This is a genomic window from Streptomyces sp. JK94 (genome assembly GCF_053613315.1).
Map to the genome: position 1 here is coordinate 45,959 of NZ_JBSICH010000043.1, position 23,544 is coordinate 69,502.

Sequence of the window (23,544 nt, forward strand, 5' to 3'; positions counted from 1 at the left end):
CGCGCCCCGCCGACCGCCCCCCGCACCGTTCAGCCGGTGTGTCCCCGCCCGTCCACCGGAGACCCGGGACGCCCCGGCGCACACCGGCCGGCGCGAAGGCCGGGCACCCCGGCTCCGCCCCGGCCAACGGTCACCGCCCTGCCTGGTGACCGTCCTGCCGGGGCACCGTCCCCCCGGGGCGCCGTCCTGCCTGGTGACCGTCCTGCCTGGTGACCGTCCCGCCGTGCGCCGGGCCGCCCGTGCGCCGGACCGGCCGGTCGCCGTCCCGCGGTGCGCCGGGCCCACGACGGACGCGGGCTGACCGCGTGCGCCGGGCCCGTGACGGACGCGGATTCACCCGCCGATGGCCGGGGAATACGCCGGGCCGGCCGGAGCCTGTGCGGCACGCCCCCGCCGAGCAGGCAGGATGGAGGCATGGATCTGCGCATCTTCACCGAGCCCCAGCAGGGGGCCACCTATGACACCTTGCTCACCGTGGCCAAGGCCACCGAGGACCTCGGCTTCGACGCCTTCTTCCGCAGCGACCACTATCTCCGCATGGGCTCCGCGGACGGCCTCCCCGGCCCCACCGACGCCTGGATCACCCTGGCCGGCCTCGCCCGTGAGACCAAGCGCATCCGGCTCGGCACCCTCATGACCGCCGGCACCTTCCGGCTCCCCGGTGTCCTCGCCATCCAGGTCGCCCAGGTCGACCAGATGTCGGGCGGACGCGTCGAGCTGGGCCTGGGCGCGGGCTGGTTCGAGGACGAGCACAAGGCGTACGGCATCCCCTTCCCGAAGGAGAAGTTCGCCCGTCTGGAGGAGCAGCTGGAGATCGTCACCGGTCTGTGGGCCACCGGGACCGGCAAGACCTTCGACTTCCGCGGCAGGTTCTACGAGCTCACGGAGTCGCCCGCGCTGCCCAAGCCCGCCCAGGCGAGGGTGCCCGTCCTCATCGGCGGCCACGGCGCCACCCGCACGCCCCGCCTGGCCGCCCGGTACGCCGACGAGTTCAACATCCCCTTCGCCTCGATCGAGGACACCGAGCGCCAGTTCGCACGGGTGCGGGCCGCCGCCGAGGAGGCCGGCCGCCCGGCCGACGCCCTCACCTACTCCAACGCCCTCGTCGTCTGCGTCGGCAAGGACGACGCCGAGGTGGCCCGCCGTGCCGCCGTGATCGGCCGCGAGGTCCAGGAGCTGAAGGCCAACGGCCTGGCCGGCTCCCCGGCCGAGGTCGTCGAGAAGATCGGCCGCTACGCCGAGGCCGGCGCGCAGCGGATCTACCTCCAGGTCCTCGACCTCGACGACCTGGACCACCTGGAGCTGATCTCCTCCCAGGTCCAGTCGCAGCTGGCGTGACGCGGTGACACGGGCCTTCGGATAACGAAGGCGCCGGCCACCCGCCCTGTCGAGGCTGTGGCCGTCGTCCTGCCGGAGCCCCCGGGGATCCACACCCCCGGGGGCTCCCGCGCGTACGGCTCCTCATCGGCGTCCACCGGCCGGAGCGACCCTCCGCGTGTTCCTGACCCGCACCACCACCGGTGCTCCCGACCGCCCCGCGACCGGCCCCGGCTTCCCGCTGCACGAGCATCCCGACAAGGCGCGGGCGTTCTCCACCTCCTTCGGCACGGCCCACGGGCTCCAACCGGAGGCCGAGGGGCAGCGCGGCACGGCGGCGCCGCTGATGGAGGCCGACGCGGTGGCGCTCCGCCCGCCGCCGCCCGCCCCGGGCCGTCCCCGTCGCGGCCCGGTGGCCGCGGTGCGGAGCACGGGTCTGCCCGGGCAGGGGGTGAACAGGCGCCCGAATGGTCAGGATGAAGGCATGGGATTCCACGTCGACTCCGAAGCCGGGCGGCTCACCCGCGTCATCCTGCACCGGCCGGATCTCGAGCTCAAAAGGCTCACCCCCAGCAACAAGGACGCTCTCCTCTTCGACGACGTGCTCTGGGTGCGCCGGGCGCGCGCCGAGCACGACGGGTTCGCCGACGTGCTGCGTGATCGCGGGGTCGCCGTGCACCTCTTCGGCGACCTGCTCACCGAGACCCTGGACCTCCCGGCCGCCCGGCGGCTCGTGCTGGACCGGGTCTTCGACGAGAAGGAGTACGGAGTGCTGGCCACGGACCACCTCCGGGCCGCCTTCGAGACCCTGCCCGCCCGTGAACTGGCCGAGGCCCTGGTCGGCGGCATGACCAAGCGGGAGTACCTGCAGGCGCACCCGGAGCCGACCTCCGTGCGCTTCCACGCCATGGAGCTGGACGACTTCCTGCTCGGACCGCTGCCCAACCACCTCTTCACCCGGGACACCTCGGCCTGGATCTACGACGGCGTCTCCATCAACGCCATGCGCTGGCCCGCCCGGCAGCGGGAGACGGTCCACTTCGAGGCGATCTACCGGCACCATCCGCTGTTCCGCGACGAGATCTTCCACCTGTGGTCCGAGGGCCAGGCGGACTACCCGTCCACCATCGAGGGCGGCGACGTCCTGGTCATCGGCAACGGGGCCGTGCTCATCGGCATGAGCGAGCGGACCACGCCCCAGGCCGTCGAGATGCTCGCGCACAAGCTGTTCGCCGCCGGCTCCGCCCGCACCATCGTGGCCCTGGACATGCCCAAGCGGCGGGCCTTCATGCACCTCGACACCGTGATGACGATGGTCGACGGCGACACCTTCACCCAGTACGCCGGGCTCGGCATGCTCCGCTCGTACACCATCGAGCCGGGCGTGGGCGAGAAGGAGCTGAAGGTCACCGACCATCCGCCGGAGCACATGCACCGTGCGATCGCCGCCGCGCTCGGCCTGAACGAGATCCGGGTGCTGACCGCGACGCAGGACGTCCACGCCGCCGAACGCGAGCAGTGGGACGACGGCTGCAACGTCCTGGCCGTCGAGCCGGGGGTCGTCGTCGCCTACGAGCGGAACGCCACCACCAACACCCATCTGCGCAAACAGGGCGTCGAGGTGATCGAGATACCGGGCAGCGAGCTGGGCCGGGGCCGGGGCGGACCGCGCTGCATGAGCTGCCCGGTGGAACGACAGGCCGTATAAGAATTCCACTCCTCGTATACTGTTCCACAGTCCTGTTTCCCGTACCCCTGGAGCGCCCCCATGGCGACAGTCCCGACCGCCCTCGCCGGCCGCCACTTCCTCAAGGAACTCGACTTCACCGCGGAGGAGTTCCGCGGCCTGGTCGAGCTGGCCGCGGAGCTGAAGGATGCCAAGAAGGCCGGGGCCGAGACACCGTACCTGCGGGGCAGGAACATCGCGCTGGTCTTCGAGAAGACCTCGACGCGCACCCGCTGCGCGTTCGAGGTCGCGGCCGCCGACCAGGGCGCCTCGACGACGTACCTGGACCCGGCGGGCTCGCAGATCGGCCACAAGGAGTCCGTGAAGGACACCGCACGCGTGCTGGGGCGCATGTTCGACGGGATCGAGTACCGGGGCGACAGCCAGCGGAAGGTCGAGGAGCTGGCGGCCTTCGCCGGCGTGCCCGTCTACAACGGCCTGACCGACGACTGGCACCCCACCCAGATGCTCGCCGACGTGCTGACCATGACCGAGCACAGCGACCGGCCCCTCACCGGGATCGCCTTCGCCTACCTCGGCGACGCCCGCTTCAACATGGGCAACTCCTACCTGGTCACCGGTGCCCTGCTCGGCATGGACGTGCGCATCGTCGCCCCGAAGTCCTACTGGCCCGCCCAGGAGGTCGTCGACCGGGCACGGAAGCTCGCCGAGTCCAGCGGGGCGCGCATCACGCTCACCGAGTCCGTCGAGGAGGGGGTGCGCGGCGCCGACTTCGTCGTCACCGACGTCTGGGTCTCCATGGGCGAGCCCAAGGAGGTCTGGGACGAGCGCATCAAGGCCCTCGGCCCGTACGCGGTGACCATGGACGTCCTGCGCGCCACCGGAAACCCGGACGTGAAGTTCCTGCACTGCCTGCCCGCCTTCCACGACCTGGGCACCAAGGTCGGCCGGGAGATCTTCGAGACCCACGGCCTGGAGTCCCTGGAGGTCACGGACGAGGTCTTCGAGTCCGCGCACTCGGTCGTCTTCGACGAGGCGGAGAACCGGCTGCACACCATCAAGGCGGTCCTGGTCGCCACGCTGGCCTGAGCGGCCGGCGAGCAGGCCGTTATTCTGGCCGGCGGTCCCGGAGCCACCCCTTCCGGAGCCGCCGGCCGCGACCACCGTCGCGCCCCCGCACCACCAGAAACGAGCACCACCCGCAATGCCCGCTTCCCGCGTCAAGTCCCCGCACCTCCTCGTCGCCGAATCCGGCGCCGACCGCGAGGGCCACGGCCTCCAACGCACCATGGGGCTGTTCCAGCTCGTCTGCTTCGGCGTCGGCGCCATCGTCGGCACCGGCATCTTCGTCGGCCTGTCCGACTCGGTCGCCGAGGCCGGCCCGGCCGTCGTCGTCTCCTTCGTGCTCGCCGCGATAACCTGCGTGTTCACCGCGTTCGCCTTCGCCGAGCTGGGCGGCGCGATCCCCGTCTCCGGGTCCTCGTACTCCTTCGCCTACGCCGGACTCGGCGAGCGGACCGCGTTCCTGGTCGGCTGGTGCCTGCTGCTGGAGTACGGCGTCTCGGTCTCCGCGGTCGCGGTCGGCTGGAGCCAGTACGTCAACGAGCTGCTCGACGGCGTCCTCGGCCTCCGGCTGCCGCAGGCACTCTCCGCGGGCCCCGGCGACGGCGGCGCGGTCAACCTGCCCGCGGTGATCGTCATCGCGCTGGCCTGCGTGCTCCTGGTGCGCGGGGTGCGCGAGAGCGCCCGGGCCACGGCCGCGATGGCCGTCCTCAAGCTGGCCGTGCTCCTCGCCTTCTGCGCCATCGGCTTCTCCGCCTTCCGGGACGGCAACCTCAGCCCGTTCTCCCCGGCCGGCCTCGGCGGCATCGGCGCCGGCACCACGGCCGCCTTCTTCTCGTACATCGGCTTCGACGCGATCACCACGGCCGGCGAGGAGGCCAGGAACCCGCGCCGGGACGTCCCCGTCGCGATCCTGGTCTGCATCGGCCTGGTCACCCTGCTCTACTGCGCGGTCGCCGTGGCCGCGATCGGCGCCGTCGGCGGTGACGCGGTCGGCGACCGGCCCGCCGCGCTGTCGTACGTCGTGAACGAGGTCACCGGCTCCACCGTCGGCGGCGGCGTGGTCGCCTTCGGCGCGGTCGTCGCCATCGCCTCGGTGGTGCTCGCCGTGATGTACGCCCAGACCCGCATCCTGATGTCGATGTCCCGCGACGGCCTGATCCCACGGGTGTTCGAGAAGGTCTCCCCGCGCACCGCGACCCCCGTCGCCGGCACCCTGATCGTCGGCGCGGTCTTCGCCCTCCCCGCGGCCTTCGCCCCGCTCGACGCGGTGGTCGACCTGTGCACCATCGGCACCCTCGCGACCATGGCCGCCGTCAACGTCTCGGTGATCGCGCTGCGCCGCCGGGAGCCGGGCCTCGCCCGCACCTTCCGGGTGCCGCTGTACCCGGTGACGCCGCTGCTCGGGGTCGGCTTCTGCCTGTACCTGATGTACGAGACGGGCGGGACGACCTGGCTCCAGTTCGCGGTGTTCCTCGCGGTGGGCCTGCTCGTGTACACGGCCTACGGCCGCCGGTACTCCCGCCTCGGCCGGGCCGGCGCGGAGGTCACTCCGCGGGACGACGCTGAGCGGGTATCGCGGGGAGCCTGAACCAGACCGCCTTGCCGGACCCGGCGGGGCGGTGGCCGCAGGACGAGCTGAGGGCGCGGATCAGCAGCAGACCGCGCCCGTGCTCCTGCCAGGGGTCGGGCGGCTCCGCGCCCGGACGGGTGAGGTCGCCGGGGGGTGACGGGTCCGGGTCGTGCACCTCGACCTGGCAGCCGGTCGGCATCAGCTGCACGACCAGCTCGATCGGCGACCCGCCGGGGGTGTGCTCCACGGCGTTGGCGACCAGCTCCGCCGTGAGCAGCTCCGCGGTGTCACCGTCGGCCGTGTGCTCCAGCCCGGCCAGCGCCGTGCGGACCAGGGCACGGGCGACCGGCACGGCCGCGGCGGAGTGCGGCAGTGCGATGCGCCAGGAGGCGGGGGCGGGGAAGCGATCGTGCACGGCGAGTCCGTTCCGGAGCAGGCGGTCCTGTCCTGCTTTCAACTTTATGCATGGTACGGGGCCGCCGGCAGCGCCGTCCGACGGGCACCGCGCGGGACCTCCGCTCCGCCGACGGGCGGCGTACCTCGCGGGACGCCGCCCCTCGCGCGGGCGGTCCCGCCGCTGGCGGGGCGCCGACCTGCCGTGACACATCGGCTGTCGCGGTATCGTGACGACGGTCATGGACGGGTGATAACTTCGGGGAGTAGTGCTCGGTGATGCCGTGCCCGCCCCAGGAGGCCGCCCGTCATGAGTCCCTTCACCGGCTCCGCCGCCCCCACCCCCGCCTGGCGGCACCTGCGCGTCGATCTCACCGGCGGTGTCGCCACCGTCACCCTCGCCCGCCCCGACAAGCTCAACGCCCTCACCTTCGGCGCCTACGCCGACCTGCGCGACCTGCTCGCCGAGCTGTCCCGGGAGCGGTCCGTGCGCGCCCTGGTGCTGGCCGGGGAGGGACGCGGCTTCTGCTCCGGCGGCGACGTGGACGGGATCATCGGCGCGACCCTGTCCATGGACACCGCCCAGCTGCTGGACTTCAACCGGATGACGGGCCAGGTGGTGCGTGCCGTACGGGAGTGCCCGTTCCCGGTGGTCGCCGCGATCCACGGCGTCGCGGCGGGCGCGGGCGCGGTGCTGGCCCTGGCCGCCGACTTCCGGGTCGCCGACCCGTCCGCCCGCTTCGCCTTCCTCTTCACCCGCGTCGGCCTCTCCGGCGGCGACATGGGCGCCGCCTACCTGCTGCCCCGCGTCGTCGGCCTGGGCCACGCCACCCGCCTGCTGATGCTCGGCGAACAGGTGCGGGCGCCCGAGGCCGAGCGGATCGGCCTGATCAGCGAGCTGACCGACGAGGGCCGCGCCGACGAGGCCGCCCGGTCGCTCGCCCGGCGCCTCGCCGAGGGCCCGGCCCTGGCGTACGCCCAGACCAAGGCCCTCCTCACCGCCGAACTGGACATGCCGCTGGCGGCGGCGGTGGAGCTGGACGCCTCGACCCAGGCCCTCCTGATGAACGGCGCGGACTACGCCGAGTTCCACGCCGCCTTCACGGAGAAGCGCCCCCCGACATGGCGGGGGCGGTAGGAGTGGCCCGGGGGAGCAGGCCGGCCGCAGGGGCGCCGGACGACGGCGGCCCGCTGCCGCGCCACGACCCGCGACCCGCGACGGCGACGCCGCTGCCGCGCGGCGTGAGCGGCCGGCCCGACCGCGTCGCCGTTGTCGGCGGCGGCCCCGGCGGCCTCTGCACCGCCGCCCTCCTCAAGCGCCTCGCCCCCGACCGCGAGATCACCGTCTGGGAGCGCAACGCCCCCGACGACACCTTCGGCTTCGGAGTCGTCCTCTCCGACGAGACCCTGGGCGGCATCGAGCACGCCGACCCGGTCGTCCACGAAGCCCTGCGGCGCCACTTCGTCCGCTGGGACGCCATCGACATCGTCCACCGGGGAACCCGCCACACCTCCGGCGGGCACCGCTTCGCCGCCCTCGGCCGCCGCCGTCTCCTCGAGATCCTGCACGACCGCTGCCACGCCCTCGGCGTCGACCTGCGCTTCCACACCGAGGCCCCGCCCCCCGGCCGGCTGGCGCGGACGTACGACCTGGTCGTCGCCGCCGACGGGGTGCACAGCACCACCCGCGGGACCTACGCCGACGTCTTCGGACCGCGCCTCACCCGCCACCGCTGCCGCTACATCTGGCTGGCCGCCGGCTTCGCCCTCGACGCCTTCCGCTTCGAGATCGCCGAGACCGAGCACGGCGTGATGCAGCTGCACGGCTACCCGTACGCGGCGGACGCCTCCACGGTCATCGTGGAGATGCGCGAGGAGGTCTGGCGGGCGGCCGGCTTCGACGGACCGGACCCGCGCGCGTCGGCCGAACGCTGCGCCGAGATCTTCGCCGACGCCCTCGGCGGCCGGCCGCTGAAGTCCCACAGGTCGGCGTGGACCACGTTCCGCACCGTCGTCAACGACCGCTGGTCGCACGGCAACGTCGTCCTCCTCGGCGACGCCGCCCACACCGCCCACTTCTCCATCGGCTCCGGCACCAAGCTCGCCGTGGAGGACGCCCTCGCGCTCGCCGCCTGCCTGGAGGAGCAGCCGACCCTCCCCGGGGCGCTCGCCGCCTACGAGGCGGAGCGGCGCCCCGTCGTCGCCTCCACGCAGCGGGCGGCACGGGCCAGCCTGGAGTGGTTCGAGGACCTGCCCCGGTACCTCGGCCGGCCGCCCCGCCAGTTCGCCTTCAACCTGCTCACCCGCAGCCGCCGCGTCACCCACGGGAACCTGCGGCTGAGGGACGCCCGCTTCACCGAGTCCGTCGAGCGCGAGTTCGGCTGCCCGCCCGGCACGCCCCCGATGTTCACCCCGTTCCGGCTGCGCGGCCTGACCCTGCGCAACCGCGTCGTCGTCTCCCCGATGGACATGTACTCGGCCACCGACGGCGTGCCCGGCGACTTCCACCTGGTCCACCTGGGGGCCAGGGCCCTGGGCGGCGCCGGACTGGTGATGACCGAGATGGTGTGCGTCAGCGCCGAGGGCCGCATCACCCCCGGCTGCGCGGGCCTGTACACCGGCCGGCAGGGCGGGGCGTGGCGGCGGATCACCGACTTCGTGCACGCCCAGGCACCCGGTACCGCCATCGGCGTGCAGCTCGGGCACAGCGGACGCAAGGGCTCCACCCGGCTGATGTGGGAGGGTATCGACGAACCGCTGCCCGACGGCAACTGGCCGCTGGTGGCCCCGTCCCCGCTGCCGTACAAGCCGGGCAGCCAGGTCCCGCGCGCCCTGTCCCGGGCGCAGCTGACCGACATCAGGGAGCAGTTCACGGCCGCCGCGGGCCGGGCCGCCCGGGCCGGCTTCGACCTGCTCGAACTGCACTGCGCCCACGGCTACCTGCTCTCCGGCTTCCTCTCCCCGCTCACCAACCACCGCACCGACGCGTACGGCGGATCACTGGAGAAGCGGCTGCGCTTCCCGCTGGAGGTCTTCGACGCCGTACGCGACGCGTGGCCGCAGGAACGGCCGATGACCGTGCGCATCTCCGCGACCGACTGGGCCGAGGGCGGCACCAGCGGCGAGGAGGCGGTGGCGATCGCCCGCGCCTTCGCGGCCCACGGCGTCGACGCCGTCGACGTGTCCACGGGGCAGGTGGTGGCCGACGAGCGGCCGGAGTTCGGGCGGTCGTACCAGACGCCGTACGCGGACCGCGTCCGCAACGAGGCGGGCGTCCCGGTGATCGCCGTCGGCGCGATCTCCTCCTGGGACGACGTCAACTCGCTGATCCTGGCCGGGCGCGCGGACCTGTGCGCCCTGGCCCGCCCCCACCTCTACGACCCGCACTGGACGCTGCACGCGGCGGCCGAGCAGGGGTACGAGGGGCCGGGCGTCGTGTGGCCCGCGCCGTACCGGGCGGGCAGCCGACGTCCGGTGACCGGGCGCACCGACGCCCCCGGGCCCAGGCCCGGGCTCACACCGCGCGGCGGGTCTCAGGACGTGTAGCCCCAGGTCGCGCACACCGCGCGCAGCGGCTCGGGGATCGCGTCCGGCGCCGGCAGCGCACGGCCCGGCTGGACGGTGCCGGTGCGTATGTTCTCCCGCCAGTCGCCGAGGCCCCGCACGAGATCGGGTCCGCTCTTCTTGCCGTAGTTCAGCATGGCCGGCGCGTAGTCGACGCCGAGGAACGCGCACAGGCGGCGCATCTCCCGCTCGGGGTCGTCGGTGATGTCCTCGTAGCGCACGGTGAAGCCGTCGGTGTCGGCCGTGCGGGCCTCCTCGACGGCCTTCAGATAGGGCAGCACGTCACCGACCGCCTTGTCGTAGGGCCGCTTGACGGGATCGCTCTCGTGCCAGGAGCGGGCGATCGACTCGGGGTGGCGCAGCAGGAAGACGAAGCGCGCGTCGGGCCAGCAGTCCTTCAGGCGCTGGTACATGTAGACGTTGGCCGGGGTCTTCTCGACGACGAAGTCCTTGCCGGACCTGGTCAGTTCCCGGTGCATGACGCGGTCCCACAGCAAGTGCTCCAGGTCGCCGCGTTCCAGGCCGAGGGCCCCCATCGCCCGCTGGGAGAACCAGTTGGTGCAGACGACCTCCAGCCGTCCCAGGTGCAGCTCGTGCGGAGCGTGCAGCCGCGGGTGGGCGCCCATCATCATGCGCAGCAGGGTGGAGCCGGAGCGGATGGACGAGATGATGAAGACGGGCCGGCGCAGCAGCCTGTCGGGCGCCGGCTCCCCGGCGGGCGGACACCGGTAGGGGGCCGCCGGCCGCTCCGCCGGTTTGGGGGCGGCGGCTGTCCTCCCCTTCGCCGCCGCGGGGGCTCTCCGTACCTGGAGGCCGGTGGTGGCGGTGAGGGCCCGGTTCAAGTGACGCGCGAGACTCATGCGTCAGTACGGTAGGGCATGAACCTGAGAAGAGGGTCTGAGGGGACTGAGGGTTCCCTGAGCGCGGAGAAGTGTGACGCGAGTCACTGATCGGCGGGACGTGGGGGCCGCGGTGCCGCGTAGAGCGCCCCCGCGTCGCGCAGCCGCTCGTGCAGGGCCCGGAAGACGGCCGCCGACCGCGAGCCGGGCCAGTCCCCGGGCAGCAGCCGGGCGGGCAGGCCCGGGTCGGCGTAGGGCAGGTGGCGCCAGGAGTCCAGGGCGAGGAGGTAGTCGCGGTAGGCCTCCTCGGGCGGGGTGTCCGCCCGGCGCTCCCACGCGTGCAGCACGCGCGCGTGCCGGTCGAGGAACGCCTCGTGCTCCTCGGCGATCGCGGCCAGGTCCCACCAGCGGGCCACCGCCTCGGCGGTCGGCGTGAAACCCAGGTGCTCACCGCGGAAGAGGTCCACGTAGGTCTCCAGGCCGAGGCGGCCCAGCGCGTGCCGGGTCTCCTCGTACAGCCGGGCCGGGGCGATCCACACGCCGGGGGCCGCGGTGCCGAAGCCCAGACCGGCCAGGCGGGAGCGCAGTACGTGCCGCTTCTGCCGCTGCGACTCCGGGACGGAGAACACGGCGAGCACCCAGCCGTCGTCCTCGTGCGGCGCCGTGGCGTAGACGCGCCGGTCCCCGTCGTCGAGCAACTGCCGGGCCTCGGCGGACAGCTCGTACCCGGCCGCGCCCTGGGCGGTGCGGGCGGGCAACAGCAGCCCGCGCCGCTTGAGCCGGGACACCGACGAGCGTACGGAGGGAGCGTCCACCCCGACCGCGGCCAGCAGCCGGATCAGCTCGGCGACGGGCAGCGGGCCCGGCGCGTGACGGCCGTACGCGCCGTAGAGCGTGACGATCAGGGACCTCGGGGCGTGCTGCGGGTGCTGCTCGGACACATTGATCATCTTAGGTCGTCGGCATCACGCCTGGTCACTCCGGGGGCGGGCCGGGCGGGGGCAGGAGCCGGTGGCGCTGGAGCTTGCCGGTCGCCGTACGCGGCAGCGCGTCCGGGAACAGGATCTCGCGCGGGCACTTGTACGGCGCCAGCTCGGCCCTGAGGAACGTGCGGAGCGCGTCGTCGTCCGGCTCGGCACCCTCCTTCAGCACGACGTGCGCCACCACGACCTGCCCGCGGTGCGCGTCGGGCCGGCCCACCACCGCGGCCTCCACGACGTCCGGGTGCCGCAGCAGCGCCTCCTCCACCTCCGGCCCGGCGATGTTGTAACCCGCGGAGACGATCATGTCGTCGGCGCGCGCCACGTACCGGAAGTACCCGTCGGGCTCGCGGACGTAGGTGTCCCCGGTGATGTTCCAGCCGTCGCGCACGTACTCCCGCTGCCGCGGATCGGCGAGGTACCGGCAGCCCACCGGCCCCCGCACCGCCAGCAGCCCGGGCTCCCCGTCCGGCACGGGCGCGCCGTCCCCGTCCTGCACGCGCGCCTGCCACCCCGGCACCGGGAGGCCCGTCGTACCGGGCCTGGCGTCCCCGTCGGCCGCGGAGACGAAGATGTGCAGCAGCTCGGTGGCGCCGATGCCGTTGATGAGGCGCAGCCCGGTGTGCTCGTGCCAGGCCCGCCAGGTGGCCGCCGGCAGGTTCTCGCCCGCGGAGACGCAGCGTCTGAGGCACGTCACGTCGTAGGCGTCCAGCTCGTCGAGCATCGTGCGGTAGGCCGTCGGCGCGGTGAACAGCACCGACACCCGGTGTTCGGCGACGGCGGGCAGCAACTGCCCGGGACCCGCCCGTTCGAGCAGCAGCGCGCTCGCCCCGGCCCGCATCGGGAAGATCACGAGCCCGCCGAGCCCGAAGGTGAAGCCGAGTGGCGGGCTGCCCGCGAAGAGGTCGTCCGCGCGGGGCGCGAGGACGTGCTTCGAGAAGGTGTCGGCGATCGCCAGCACGTCGCGATGGAAGTGCACGCAGCCCTTGGGGCGGCCGGTGGTGCCCGAGGTGAAGGCGATCAGCGCCACGTCGTCGGCCGCCGTGTCCACGGCCGGGAGCGGCGCGTCGGGCACCTCGGCGGCCTCCGCGCGGATCAGCAGGTCGTCGGACGCGTCGCCGCCGTACGTCGTGATCCGCAGCCCTGGGATCTCCGCCCCGGCGAGGTCGCCGACGGCCCGGACGTCGCACAGCGCGTGCCGCACCCGGGCGATCCCGCAGATCGCGCGCAGTTCGTGCGGGCGCTGCTGGGCCAGCACGGTGACCGCCACCGCCCCCGCCTTCAGCACCGCCAGCCAACAGGCGGCCAGCCACGGCGTGGTGGGCCCGCGCAGCAGCACCCGGTTGCCGGGGACCACGCCGAGGTCGCCGGCGAGGAGCCGGGCGAGCCGGTCGACGCGGGCGCGCAAGTCGCCGTAGCTCCAGCTCTCCCCGGACGCCGTCCGGAAGACCGGGCGGTCGGCGGGCGGGCCGGTGAGCAGCTCGGCGGCGCAGTTCAGCCGGGCGGGGTAGCGCAGTTCCGGCAGGTCGAAGCGGAACTCGGGCCACTGGTCGGGGGGCGGCAGGTGGTCGCGCGCGAAGGTGTCGAGGTGGGCGGAGCGGTGCGGTCGCGCGCGGTGCGGATCTGCCATGGCGGTTCGCCCCCTTTGCCGTGGTGGGCTCGCCCGACGAGCGTATCGTGACGGTGACGGCAGTCAACGGTCCGCGATAACCTCGGGCGGGGCCCGGTGGCCTGGCGGCCCGAGGCTCAGGTGGCCCGAGGGCTCGGCGGACCGGCGGGCAGGGGAGCAGGGGAAGGGACCGGCGATGACCGCATTCTCGCTCGAACCGGCACAGCTCGCCTGGTGCGCCGAACTGCGCGCCCTGGCCGCCGAACGGCTGCGCCCGCTGGCCGGCAAGGGCGATCGGGGCCGGGTCAACCGCGCCCTCGTCGCCGAACTCGGTGCCCTCGGCCTGCTGTCCCGCCTGTTCACCTCGGGCGCCCTCGACCTGTGCCTGATGCGCGAGTCCCTCGCCCACGCCTGTACGGAGGCCGAGACCGCCCTCGCCCTCCAGGGCCTCGGCGCCCACCCGGTGCACGCCCACGGCACCGAGGCCCAGCGCGCCCGCTGGCTGCCCCGCGTCGCCGACGGCAGCGCGGTGGCCGCCTTCGCCCTCAGCGAGCCGGACGCCGGCTCGGACGCGGCGGCGCTCGGACTCAGGGCGGAACCGGACACGGGGCCGCGGGGAGCCGGGCGGGCCGGGGCGGAGGCCGACGGGGACCCGCCCGGCGGCCGGCCGGACCCCCGGCGTCCCCCCGGCACCCTGGCGGCCGACCGGGCGGGCCGCTCCGGCTGGCGGCTCACCGGCGAGAAGTGCTGGATCTCCAACGCCCCCGAGGCCGACTTCTACACGGTCTTCGCCCGCACCACGCCCGGCGCCGGCGCCCGCGGCGTCACCGCCTTCCTCGTCCCCGCCGACCGCCCCGGCCTCACCGGCACCCCGCTCGACATGCTGTCCCCCCACCCCGTCGGCACCCTCGCCTTCGACGCCGTCCCCGTCACCGCCGCCGACGTCCTCGGTGAACCCGACCGGGGCTTCCGCGTCGCCATGGGCACCCTCAACCTGTTCCGCCCCAGCGTGGGCGCCTTCGCGGTCGGCATGGCGCAGGCGGCCCTGGACGCCACCCTCGCGCACACCGGCACCCGCGACGCCTTCGGCGGCAAGCTGCGCGACCTCCAGACCGTCTCGCACCAGGTCGCCGAGATGGCCCTGCGCACCGAGGCGGCCCGCCTGATGGTGTACGCGGCGGCGACGGCGTACGACGAGGGCGCCGCGGACGTCCCCCGACGGGCGGCGATGGCCAAACTCCTCGCCACCGAGACCGCCCAGTACGTCGTGGACCGGGCCGTCCAGCTGCACGGCGCCCGCGCCCTGCGCCGCGGCCACCTCCTCGAGCACCTCTACCGCGAGGTGCGCGCCCCCCGCGTCTACGAGGGCGCGAGCGAGGTGCAGCGCGGCATCATCGCCAAGGAGCTGTACCGCACCCAGGACACGGCACAGGAGCCCGGCACTTGAGCGTGGAACGGATGAACCCGCCCGAACTCTCCCCGCCGGCCGGCTTCTCCCACGCCGTCGCGGCCACCGGCACCCGCGTCGTCTTCCTGGCCGGCCAGACCGCCCTCGACACCGGCGGCGAGGTCACCGGCGACACCCTCCCCGACCAGTTCGAGAAGGCCCTCGCCAACCTCCTGACCGCCCTGCGCGCGGCCGGCGGCACGCCCGCCGACCTCGCCCGCGTCACCGTCTACGCCACGGACGTCGCCGCGTACCGCGTCCACGCCGGCGCCCTCGGCCGCATCTGGCGCGAGCTGGCGGGCCGCGACTACCCGGCGATGGCGGTCGTGGAGGTCGTACGCCTCTGGGACGAACGGGCGTTGGTCGAACTCGACGGGTTCGCCGTACTGCCGTAGCGCCCGCGATCCAGTCGGCCGGCCCGCGGCACGGTCGTCACGCCCGCCGTACTGCCGTCACGGCCGCGTCGCCCACGCCTGCCGTACTGTCCTCACGCCGGCCGACGCGGACTCGCCACCGAAGGGGTGACGGTCACTCCCGCGGGCCCGTGCGCCGGGTACCAGTGGAACCCCCCATTCCGACCGACCGGGAGGTCCCCCCATGCCCGTACGTTCCGCGGCTCTCGCCACGGCCGCCGGCGCCGCCCTGCTGCTGGCCGCCCCCGCCGCCACGGCGGCCGCCCACGACGCCCGCCACGTCACGGAGTCGGTGACCGTCGACCCGACCGGCCGCATCGCCGCGGACGGCAGCGTGACCCTCTCCGGGACCTACCGGTGCACCGCCGGCACCGGTCCCGTCTTCGTCAGTTCCTCCGTGAGCCAGGGCGACCCGTCCGTGCGGTACGGCATCGGCGGCACCCGCGCGGTGTGCGACGGCCTGGAGCACCGCTGGATCAACACGGGCACGCCCTCCGAGAACGCCCTGAAGCCCGGCGCGGCCCACGTCGAGGCCACATTGCTGGAACTGCGGCCCATGGGCATTCTTCCGCTCCCGAGCTTTCACGCACGGCACGGCCAGGACGTGACACTGGCCCAGGGCTGAGCCGGGCCACCGGGCCCCCGCACCACACCGGCGCGGGGCCCGGCAGCTCCGTACGGGTCTTCCACGGTGGAGGGGCGCCGGTACGGGGTCCCGCGGCGGAGGGTCAGAGCCGCTTCCCGGCCCCGGGCCCCGGCGGACGCGACGGACACATGCGCTGGTGCGGCAGGGCCACCGCGTCCGGGGCCGCCGAGTCCTCCGGCTCGGGTTCGGGCTCCGGCGCGGGTGCGGGGGCGGGCCGCTGGCGATGGCGCGGCGGTACGCGCCGGGGCGGACGGGTGAGCGTGATCTGACGGACGATCTGCTGGAAGCAGAGCAGCGACGCCAGCCCCGGCAGGGCGGCGGCCGCGCCGTCGCTGAGCGTTCTGGGCGCCTGGGCGACGCACAGCAGCATCGCGATGGCGGAGAACAGCAGCACCACGGCCCAGGAGTGGACCGCGCGGCGCCGGTGCAGCGCGGACCGCAGGACGGCCAACGACGCCACCAGCCAGGGCCCGTAGACCAGCAGGGGCCACCACGACACGACGCCGGCGCGGGTGCGGGTCATGGCCGCCAGGCGCAGCGGTTCATAGGCCACCATGCCGCCGAACAGGCTCACGGAGGCCGCGATGACCGCGGCGAGTGCCGCGACGAAAAGACTCGCGGCACGCAGCCGGCTCACCTTTCTGCCTCTGCGGATCCGGCGGTGACTCGTGGGGAAATCCCGCAGCGGCGGCAGTTCCGCCGTGATTTCCTGCAGATTGCTCATCGGCGTGCCCGGCACGGGGAAGATCGCCGACGTCTCGGTCGTCCCCCGGACGAAGGTGGTCTGCTGTTCCCTCGCGTCCTGCAGCAGGAACGCGAGTTCCTCGGCCGGGTCCCAGCCGGGTTCCGGCGGGACCAGGGCCTCCTGCGGCGCGTCCTCGGGTGCCCGGTGCCGTCCGGTGCCCGTGGACCGGAACGGGCCTTCCCCGTAGACCATGTGGTGGTGCGTCTGTTCCTCGTGCATGACGCCCCGGCTCACTCCGCCCGGGTGTACGTGGGGACTCCCTGGGACCGGCCCCACCGCTCGGCGAGGCCGGCCTCCAGCTCGGTCATGACGTCCAGGAAGCGCCGCAGCGCGGGCTCGGTCACCCGGAGGGGGACGGGGGGCCCGCCTCTGGTCAGAGTTCCGTCGCCCGGTGACGGGCAGTGATTTCTGCCGGGCCGGTAAATGTATGGCCCGAGCGTCACCAATTCCCCGTATTCCTCTGTCATATCCGAAGTAACGTCTGCCTACTCCGTCGGATGCGCGGCAGTCGAGTGAATGGTTTCTGCGATACTTACCCAATCTCGAATTCACACCGGCTCGACCGTAGTGCTGTACGACATATGAAGAAGTCACCGAGCCGTTTTGCCTATGCGCGACGGTGCGTCGGCGGCGGGGCCGCCGAGCCGGCCGGCCGTTCGCGGTCCAGGGCGAGGGGGGGCGTCCTGCGGCGGTGCCGACGGTGCCGACGGTGCCGGTGGTGCCGGTGGTGGCGGCCGGTGGGGCTCCCTACCGCTGCGTCAGTCTCCCGGACTCGTTGTCCAGCCGTCGCTGGAGCGTGGCGGCGAAGTCCTCGGCCATCGACAACCGGGCGCGCAGCGTCTCGCAGCGCGCGTCGGCCTCCTTGCGGTAGGAGTCGAGCCGCTCCCGCAGCCGCTCCCTCTCCTCCCCGCCGGGTGCGTCGTCGGGGGCGGCGAGCCGGTCGGTGATCTCCAGCAGGTCGCGCATCTCCTCCAGGGAGAAGTCGAGCGGCTTCATGCGGCGGATCACCATCAGGCGATCGACGTCCGCCGCCGTGTACAGCCGGAAGCCGCCCTTGCTGCGGGCCGAGGGGATGACGAGGCCGACCTCCTCGTAGTGACGGATGGTGCGCAACGACAGACCGGTCCGCTCGGCCACCTCGCCGATCTGCATCTGCCGGTGTTCCGTCATCGCTGCGCCCGTCTCCCTCTGTCGTCCGCCCAGGCTGTCCACCTGCGTCTCATCCGCCGGAACTCGCACCCTTCCCTTACGTCAGGGTAGACTTCCGCATGCGTTCGTCCCCGCCGTTCCGTACACGGAAGGGGCCGGACCGCCGCAGCACAGGCCCCGGCGGGGCCTCTGACGGCACCGAAGACTCTCCGGGCAATGATGCCTGACGGCGACCGGAAGGCCGCCGCCCCGTCCGGCAAGGCTCCCGTCGAGGCGTCCGGGCCGCCGGGGGATTCCGCACCTTCGCGGGAGCGGTATCGCGTACATCCCGCGTGTGTGTCCAGTGACAAGGGGCGCCTGCGCTCGAACAGAAACGGTTGCATGTCCTCACCGCTCTCCGCCTCTCCCGGGTTCCGCATGTCCAGGCCCGACTGGCTCACCTCGCCGAAGGTCCTGCGCACCGAGGTGCTGGCCGGCCTGGTCGTGGCCCTGGCGCTCGTCCCCGAGGCCATCTCCTTCTCGATCATCGCCGGGGTCGACCCCAGCGTCGGCCTGTTCGCCTCGTTCACCATGGCGGTCGTCATCTCCGTGGTGGGCGGCCGCAAGGCGATGATCTCCGCCGCCACCGGCGCGGTCGCCCTGGTCATCGCCCCACTGAACCGTGAGCACGGGCTGGGCTACCTGGTCGCCGCCGTCATCCTGGCCGGTGTCTTCCAGGTGATCCTCGGGGCGCTCGGCGTGGCCAGGCTGATGCGGTTCGTGCCCCGCTCGGTGATGGTCGGATTCGTCAACGCGCTGGCCATCCTGATCTTCGTGGCCCAGGTGCCGGAGATGCACGACGTCCCGTGGGCCGTCTACCCGCTCCTCGCGGGCGGTCTGGCTCTGATGGTGTTCTTCCCCAGGGTCACCAGGGTGGTCCCGGCGCCGTTGGTCTCCATCGTCGTGCTGACCGTGATCACCGTCGCGGCCGGTATCGCGGTCCCGACGGTCGGCGACAGGGGCGAACTGCCCTCCTCGCTGCCCGTCCCCGGCCTGCCGGACGTCCCGTTCACCATGGACACGCTGACCACCATCGCGCCCTACGCCCTGGCCATGGCGCTGGTGGGTCTGATGGAGTCGCTGATGACGGCCAAGCTGGTCGACGACATCACCGACACCCGCTCCAGCAAGACCCGCGAGTCCGTCGGTCAGGGCGTCGCCAACATCGTCACCGGCTTCTTCGGCGGCATGGGCGGCTGCGCCATGATCGGCCAGACCATGATCAACGTGAAGGTGTCGGGCGCCCGTACCCGCCTGTCCACCTTCCTGGCCGGCTTCTTCCTGATGGTGCTCTGCATCGTCTTCGGCCCGGTGGTCTCCGACATCCCGATGGCCGCGCTCGTCGCCGTCATGGTCATGGTGTCGGTCGGCACGTTCGACTGGCACTCCGTCCGGCCCAGGACCCTCAAGCGCATGCCGCTCGGCGAGACCACCGTCATGGTGGCCACGGTGGTCGTCGTGGTCGCCACGCACAACCTCGCCATCGGCGTCGTCGCCGGCTCCCTCACCGCGATGATCATCTTCGCCAGGCGGGTCGCCCACCTGGCCAACGTCTCCGGTGTGGTCGACCCCGAGGGCAAGCAGGTCGTCTACTCGGTCACCGGTGAGCTGTTCTTCGCCTCGTCCAACGACCTGGTCCACCAGTTCGACTACAGGGGCGACCCCGACGACGTCGTCATCGACCTGTCCGGCACCCACATCTGGGACGCGTCCTCCGTCGCGGCCCTGGACGCCATCGAGACGAAGTACGCCCAGCGCGGCAAGAAGGTCACCGTCACCGGCCTCAACGGCCCCAGCGCCGACATGCGCCGTCGCCTGGCGGGTCAGCTCACCGGCGGCCACTGACGGGGTCCGGCGGGCGGCGTCGCCGGGCTGGTGCCGCCTGGGGAAGGGGCTCCCTCCGGGTTGGTGTCGCCGGGGGAGGGGCCCCCTCCGGGCCGGTGTCGCCGGGGAAGGGCTCCCTCCGTGGCGGTGGCCCTCGCGGAAGGCGCCTCCGCTTCGAGCCGGCCGTCGCGCCGCCGTCGCCACCTTCTGTGCCACCTCCGGACAGGTCCTCCCCGGCGTCGTCGGCCCGCTCGTCGAGGTCCCCGTCCTCGTCGCACCGGTCCGCGTCCCCCCGCCCCGGCGCCGTGGGTTCGCGGGCGTGCGCACGGGGAAGTGTCGCGCGCGGACCCGGTGGCGGCGGTCAGCCGCGCAGGTCGAGCATGGCGGCCATGGCCGCCACCACGGACGGGGCGACCTGGTAGTAGACCCAGGTGCCGCGCCGGTCGGAGGTCAGCAGCCCGGCCTCGCGCAGCTTCTTCAGGTGGTGCGAGACGGTCGGCTGGGAGACGCCGACGTCGGCGATGTCGCACACGCACGCCTCCCCGCCCGGGTGGGAGGCGACCTTCGAGAACAGCCGCAGGCGCACCGGGTCGGACAGGGCCTTGAACATGGCGGCCATCTTCTCCGCGTCCGCCGGGGACAGCTCCCCCGCGGTGATCGGCGGGCAGCACGGCACCGCGGGAAAGCCGTCCTGCGCGACGGGCAGTTCCACGACCTTTGGATTCGACATGTGTCTATGTTGACACTCGTCGATACGGGTGGCAAGCTCCGGGGTGCAGGCGGTATCGACGGACATCGAATCAAGGAGTCGTCGTGACCATCACCCTCCGCACCGCGCTCACCGCGGCCCGGGCCCGCCGCACCGTCCGGCACCTGGCCGGCGTCGGCTTCCGCGACGGCCGCGCTCAGGCCGGCGACCGTGCCGCCCGGGCGGCCGAACGCCGTCGGCCGATCCGGCTGACCGCCGTCACCCCCGCGCGCTGACCCCTCGCCCCAAGGAGACCGACCGTCATGAGCACCCAGCAGCTTCCCGTCGTCGTCATCGGGGCCGGCCCCGCAGGGCTCGCCGCCGCCGCGCACCTGACCGGACGCGGCCTCGTGCCCCTCGTCCTGGAAGCGGGCGCCGTCGCCGGCGCGGCCGTGCGCGAGTGGAGCCACGTGCGCCTCTTCTCCACCTGGAGCGAGGTCGTCGACCCGGCCGCCGAGAAGCTCCTCGCCCCCACCGGCTGGACCCGGCCCGACCCGGCGACGTACCCGTCCGGCGGCGACTGGGCCGAGCGGTACCTTCAGCCGCTCGCCGACGTCCTCGGCGACCGGGTCCGTACCGGCGCCACCGTCACCGGTGTCTCCCGGGCCGGCCGCGACCGCATCGTCGACGCCGGACGGGAGGCGCAGCCCTTCGTCGTGCACGTCGAGTACGCCGACGGCCGCGAGGAGCGGATCCTCGCCCGTGCCGTCGTCGACGCCTCCGGCACCTGGACCGCCCCGTCCCCGGCCGGCGGCAGCGGTCTGCCCGCGCTCGGCGAGAAGGCGGCGGCCGACCGGATCGCCTACCGCGTTCCCGACCTCACGGAGCCCGCCGTCCGCGCCCGCTACGCGGGCCGGCGCACCGCCGTCGTCGGTTCCGGCGCCTCCGCCTTCACCGCGCTCGCCCACCTCGCCGACCTGGCCAGGTCCGAGGACGGTACCGGCACGCGCGTGGTGTGGATCCTGCGCCGGGGCCTCTCAGGCTCCACCTTCGGCGGCGGCACCGCCGACCAGCTGCCCGCCCGCGGTGCCCTCGGCCTGGCGGCGAAGGCCGCCGTCGACGACGGGTACGCCGACGCCGTCACGGGCTTCCGCACCGAGGCCTTCGAGCGCGACGGGGACGGACGGCTGGTGCCGGTGGGTGAGGACGGCCGGCGGCTGGAGCCGGTGGACGAGGTCATCGCGCTGACCGGCTTCCGTCCCGACCTCTCCTTCCTCTCGGAGATCCGCCTCCGGCTCGACGAGCGCCTCCAGGCCCCGGTGGAACTCGCCCCGCTGATCGACCCCAACCGGCACTCCTGCGGCACCGTCCATCCGCACGGCCACCGCGAGCTCTCCCACCCCGAGCAGGGCGTCTACCTGGTCGGCATGAAGTCATACGGCCGCGCCCCCACGTTCCTGGCCCTGACCGGGTACGAGCAGGTGCGGTCCGTCGCCGCGGCCCTCGCCGGCGACCTCGACGCCGCCGACCGCGTCGAACTCACCCTCCCCGAGACCGGGGTCTGCGGTGGCGCGGGCCTGTTCGACGCCCCCGGTCCCCAGCAGGCCGACGGCGGCTGCTGCGCACCCACGCCGCGACTCGTCCGACTCGGCGCCCCCGCGGTGGCGGACGCGGCCGTCGAGGAGACCCCGCCGGGCGGCTGCTGCGGCTCGTGACCGGCCCCGGCCGCCTTCTCCGCGACGGGTGCGGCCCCGTGCGCCGCCGAACCGGGCGGGCGGCGCACGGTTCGCGTTCCTCGCGCCAGGGCTTCCCTAGGCGCGGGCGCGGGCGTTGCGGAGCGGTGCTCCGGCCGCGTGGAGGCTGGTGAGGGCCTGCCGGTAGGAGGCGATCAGCCCGGTCTCCAGGTAGTCCACGCCCAGTTCCGCGCAGTGGCGCCGGACGAGGTCGCGGGCCCTGCGGAGGTTGGGGCTGGGCATGTTCGGGAAGAGGTGGTGTTCGATCTGGTGGTTCAGCCCGCCGAGCGCGAGGTCGGTGAACCAGCCGCCGTTGACGTTGCGCGAGGTGAGGACCTGGCGGCGCAGGAAGTCCGGGCGGTCGTCGCCCGACAGGATCGGCATGCCCTTGTGGTTGGGGGCGAAGAGGGAGCCGAGGTAGAGGCCGAACAGGCCCTGGTGGACGGCGAGGAAGGCGATCGCCATGCCGGGCGGCAGGACCCAGAAGAGCGCGGTCAGGTAGAGCGCGCAGTGCGCCGCCAGCAGGGTGCCGTCGAGGGCCCGGTGCTTGAGCGAGCGATTGGCCAGCGCCTTGCCGCTCGACACGTGCAGGTTGAAGCCTTCCAGGGTCAGGAGCGGAAAGAACAGGAACGCCTGCCAGCGGCCGATCACACGGGGGAGTCCCGTCGCGGCCCGGGCCTGTTCCTGGGACCAGACCAGCAGGTCGGGTTCGACATCGGGGTCGAGGTCCGCATTGTTGGGATTGGCGTGGTGGCGGGTGTGCTTCTCCTGCCACCAGCCGTAGCTCATCCCGACACCGGCCGCGGCGATCCGTCCGGACACCTCGCTGGCCCGGCGCCGGCGGAACACCTGGCGATGGGCCAGGTCGTGCGCGAGCAACGCCACTTGGCCGAAGACGACGGCCAGGAAGGCGGCGACCGCGAGCGTCCACCAGCTGTCGCCGACGAGCGCGAAGGCGGCCCACCCGACGACGTAGAGGCCGGCCACCGCCGTGACGCGGAGCGCGTAGTAGCCGGGGCGGCGCCCCAGCAGTCCCGCGTCCGCGACCTTTCTCGACAACCGCGCGAAGTCACTGCCGGAGGTCTCCGGGGACCGGGGGCGCACCGTGGTACTGGCCATGAGGGCAAAGCTCCCTGAAAGGTGGGCGGAGCGGCTCCGTGACGTCGGAAAACCGCTGGGACCGGCCGGGCGCGGACGCGTTCACTCCGCCGTGGTGCGAGCGCGTCGTACGACTGCGGACGAGAGCGCCGTCCGCCGACGGCCGCACCGGCCCCCGAAAGGGCCGGGTTCCCCTTCCGGCAGGTCTCAGACACCCGTGGGGAGGGTTTCTGACACGCCGGAGGGCTCCGGGTCGCCGGATCTCCACCACCGCGCAGGGCACATGACCGGTTCCGGCCCCGCGCCCGTCGTCCGCGCGTACGGCGGAACACCGGGCGGCGGCGGCCCCCGCACCGCTCCGACGTCGCACGCTGTCCGCCTCCGTCGGGCGGGAGTACGCTGACGAGTGACACCCCGGCCCCCGGTGTCGACGTCGTGTCCCGTCCCCGGGGGAGGCCCGAGCCGTGTTCGCCCTGCTTCTCATTCTTCTCGTCGTCCTGTTCGGCTTCGGCTTCCTCGATCCCGTCTGGTGGGTGGCCGCGGCGGTCGTGGCCTACGGCATCACCCGCCGCCGGCGCGTCGGCGGCGGCCGTGCCGACGGTTTACCTCGCGGGCGCGACCGGCACTACCGGGACTACCGCGAGCGCCGGAACCGCCAGGAGCGCTGGGACCGCCGCTACCGCCGCCAGAACCGCGCACGTTGGCGGCGCGAGGACCGCCGGGACCACCACCGGTGAC

The 23,544-nt window shown here is 73.7% G+C and carries 21 protein-coding genes and 1 pseudogene; 14 read left to right on the plus strand and 8 right to left on the minus strand.

Annotation, left to right across the window (positions count from 1 at the left end; translation table 11 throughout):
• The first annotated feature begins 414 nt into the window (after positions 1 to 414).
• From ACVV2G_RS29780 to ACVV2G_RS29800, 5 genes and pseudogenes are all read left to right on the plus strand, one after another.
• Complete coding sequence (locus ACVV2G_RS29780; protein ID WP_453845886.1) at positions 415 to 1,338, plus strand: LLM class F420-dependent oxidoreductase; 924 nt, start codon at positions 415 to 417, stop codon at positions 1,336 to 1,338.
• Positions 1,339 to 1,495: 157 nt separating this feature from the next.
• Positions 1,496 to 1,675, plus strand: a pseudogene (locus ACVV2G_RS29785) (3' terminal RNA ribose 2'-O-methyltransferase Hen1); the annotation flags it as partial.
• Between the two features lie 126 nt (positions 1,676 to 1,801).
• Positions 1,802 to 3,025 carry an arginine deiminase gene (locus ACVV2G_RS29790; protein ID WP_453845930.1) on the plus strand — a complete coding sequence of 408 codons (1,224 nt, stop codon included), beginning with the start codon at positions 1,802 to 1,804 and terminating at the stop codon, positions 3,023 to 3,025.
• Between the two features lie 60 nt (positions 3,026 to 3,085).
• Entirely contained in the window at positions 3,086 to 4,093 is a 1,008-nt protein-coding gene (gene argF / locus ACVV2G_RS29795; protein ID WP_453845887.1) for an ornithine carbamoyltransferase, read from the plus strand.
• A gap of 115 nt (positions 4,094 to 4,208) precedes the next feature.
• Positions 4,209 to 5,657 (plus strand): amino acid permease, encoded by a 1,449-nt coding sequence (locus tag ACVV2G_RS29800; protein ID WP_453845888.1) that lies wholly within the window; start codon positions 4,209 to 4,211, stop codon positions 5,655 to 5,657.
• On the opposite strand, the gene ACVV2G_RS29805 is transcribed toward ACVV2G_RS29800, so the two are convergent.
• Entirely contained in the window at positions 5,614 to 6,096 is a 483-nt protein-coding gene (locus ACVV2G_RS29805) for an ATP-binding protein (protein WP_453845889.1), read from the minus strand. The genes ACVV2G_RS29800 and ACVV2G_RS29805 overlap by 44 nt on opposite strands.
• 246 nt (positions 6,097 to 6,342) lie before the next feature.
• Between ACVV2G_RS29805 and ACVV2G_RS29810 the strand changes: the two genes are divergently transcribed.
• Positions 6,343 to 7,170 carry an enoyl-CoA hydratase family protein gene (locus ACVV2G_RS29810; protein WP_453845890.1) on the plus strand — a complete coding sequence of 276 codons (828 nt, stop codon included), beginning with the start codon at positions 6,343 to 6,345 and terminating at the stop codon, positions 7,168 to 7,170.
• Positions 7,155 to 9,578: a bifunctional salicylyl-CoA 5-hydroxylase/oxidoreductase gene (locus tag ACVV2G_RS29815; RefSeq protein ID WP_453845891.1), complete on the plus strand. Its 2,424-nt coding sequence runs from the start codon at positions 7,155 to 7,157 to the stop codon at positions 9,576 to 9,578. The genes ACVV2G_RS29810 and ACVV2G_RS29815 overlap by 16 nt, the downstream gene beginning before the upstream one ends.
• On the opposite strand, the gene ACVV2G_RS29820 is transcribed toward ACVV2G_RS29815, so the two are convergent.
• The 3 genes from ACVV2G_RS29820 to ACVV2G_RS29830 form a co-directional block, all read right to left on the minus strand.
• Positions 9,566 to 10,456: a sulfotransferase family protein gene (locus ACVV2G_RS29820; protein WP_453845892.1), complete on the minus strand. Its 891-nt coding sequence runs from the start codon at positions 10,454 to 10,456 to the stop codon at positions 9,566 to 9,568. The genes ACVV2G_RS29815 and ACVV2G_RS29820 overlap by 13 nt on opposite strands.
• Before the next feature lie 83 nt (positions 10,457 to 10,539).
• Entirely contained in the window at positions 10,540 to 11,385 is an 846-nt protein-coding gene (locus ACVV2G_RS29825) for a PaaX family transcriptional regulator (RefSeq protein WP_453845893.1), read from the minus strand.
• 25 nt (positions 11,386 to 11,410) lie between these two features.
• Positions 11,411 to 13,108, minus strand: coding sequence for an AMP-binding protein (locus ACVV2G_RS29830; protein ID WP_453845931.1), 1,698 nt, complete (start codon positions 13,106 to 13,108; stop codon positions 11,411 to 11,413).
• Between the two features lie 112 nt (positions 13,109 to 13,220).
• On the opposite strand from ACVV2G_RS29830, the gene ACVV2G_RS29835 reads away from it, so the two are divergent.
• The 3 genes from ACVV2G_RS29835 to ACVV2G_RS29845 all read left to right on the plus strand — a co-directional run bounded on the left by ACVV2G_RS29835 (position 13,221) and on the right by ACVV2G_RS29845 (position 15,509).
• Positions 13,221 to 14,471 carry an acyl-CoA dehydrogenase family protein gene (locus tag ACVV2G_RS29835; RefSeq protein ID WP_453845894.1) on the plus strand — a complete coding sequence of 417 codons (1,251 nt, stop codon included), beginning with the start codon at positions 13,221 to 13,223 and terminating at the stop codon, positions 14,469 to 14,471.
• Complete coding sequence (locus ACVV2G_RS29840) at positions 14,468 to 14,866, plus strand: RidA family protein (RefSeq protein WP_453845895.1); 399 nt, start codon at positions 14,468 to 14,470, stop codon at positions 14,864 to 14,866. Before ACVV2G_RS29835 ends, ACVV2G_RS29840 begins: the two co-directional genes overlap by 4 nt.
• Positions 14,867 to 15,068: 202 nt before the next feature.
• Positions 15,069 to 15,509 (plus strand): DUF6299 family protein, encoded by a 441-nt coding sequence (locus tag ACVV2G_RS29845; protein ID WP_453845896.1) that lies wholly within the window; start codon positions 15,069 to 15,071, stop codon positions 15,507 to 15,509.
• A 103-nt stretch (positions 15,510 to 15,612) separates the two neighbouring features.
• Here ACVV2G_RS29845 and ACVV2G_RS29850 read toward each other — a convergent pair whose 3' ends face one another.
• Positions 15,613 to 16,494 (minus strand): DUF2637 domain-containing protein, encoded by an 882-nt coding sequence (locus tag ACVV2G_RS29850; protein WP_453845897.1) that lies wholly within the window; start codon positions 16,492 to 16,494, stop codon positions 15,613 to 15,615.
• Between the two features lie 528 nt (positions 16,495 to 17,022).
• A complete protein-coding gene (locus ACVV2G_RS29855) occupies positions 17,023 to 17,445 on the minus strand; it encodes a MerR family transcriptional regulator (protein WP_453845898.1) in 423 nt (140 codons plus the stop codon).
• A gap of 360 nt (positions 17,446 to 17,805) precedes the next feature.
• On the opposite strand from ACVV2G_RS29855, the gene ACVV2G_RS29860 reads away from it, so the two are divergent.
• Entirely contained in the window at positions 17,806 to 19,308 is a 1,503-nt protein-coding gene (locus tag ACVV2G_RS29860) for a SulP family inorganic anion transporter (RefSeq protein ID WP_453845899.1), read from the plus strand.
• A gap of 340 nt (positions 19,309 to 19,648) precedes the next feature.
• Here ACVV2G_RS29860 and ACVV2G_RS29865 read toward each other — a convergent pair whose 3' ends face one another.
• Entirely contained in the window at positions 19,649 to 20,017 is a 369-nt protein-coding gene (locus tag ACVV2G_RS29865) for an ArsR/SmtB family transcription factor (protein ID WP_453845900.1), read from the minus strand.
• A gap of 83 nt (positions 20,018 to 20,100) precedes the next feature.
• Here ACVV2G_RS29865 and ACVV2G_RS29870 point away from each other — a divergent pair, with 83 nt between their 5' ends.
• Positions 20,101 to 20,271, plus strand: a complete 171-nt coding sequence (locus tag ACVV2G_RS29870) for a hypothetical protein (protein WP_453845901.1) — start codon at positions 20,101 to 20,103, stop codon at positions 20,269 to 20,271.
• A 27-nt stretch (positions 20,272 to 20,298) separates the two neighbouring features.
• Entirely contained in the window at positions 20,299 to 21,690 is a 1,392-nt protein-coding gene (locus tag ACVV2G_RS29875) for an NAD(P)-binding domain-containing protein (RefSeq protein WP_453845902.1), read from the plus strand.
• 96 nt (positions 21,691 to 21,786) lie between these two features.
• On the opposite strand, the gene ACVV2G_RS29880 is transcribed toward ACVV2G_RS29875, so the two are convergent.
• Positions 21,787 to 22,827, minus strand: a complete 1,041-nt coding sequence (locus tag ACVV2G_RS29880; RefSeq protein ID WP_453845903.1) for a fatty acid desaturase family protein — start codon at positions 22,825 to 22,827, stop codon at positions 21,787 to 21,789.
• 443 nt (positions 22,828 to 23,270) lie between these two features.
• Here ACVV2G_RS29880 and ACVV2G_RS29885 point away from each other — a divergent pair, with 443 nt between their 5' ends.
• Positions 23,271 to 23,543 carry a hypothetical protein gene (locus tag ACVV2G_RS29885; RefSeq protein WP_453845904.1) on the plus strand — a complete coding sequence of 91 codons (273 nt, stop codon included), beginning with the start codon at positions 23,271 to 23,273 and terminating at the stop codon, positions 23,541 to 23,543.
• The last annotated feature ends 1 nt before the right edge of the window (position 23,544 follow it).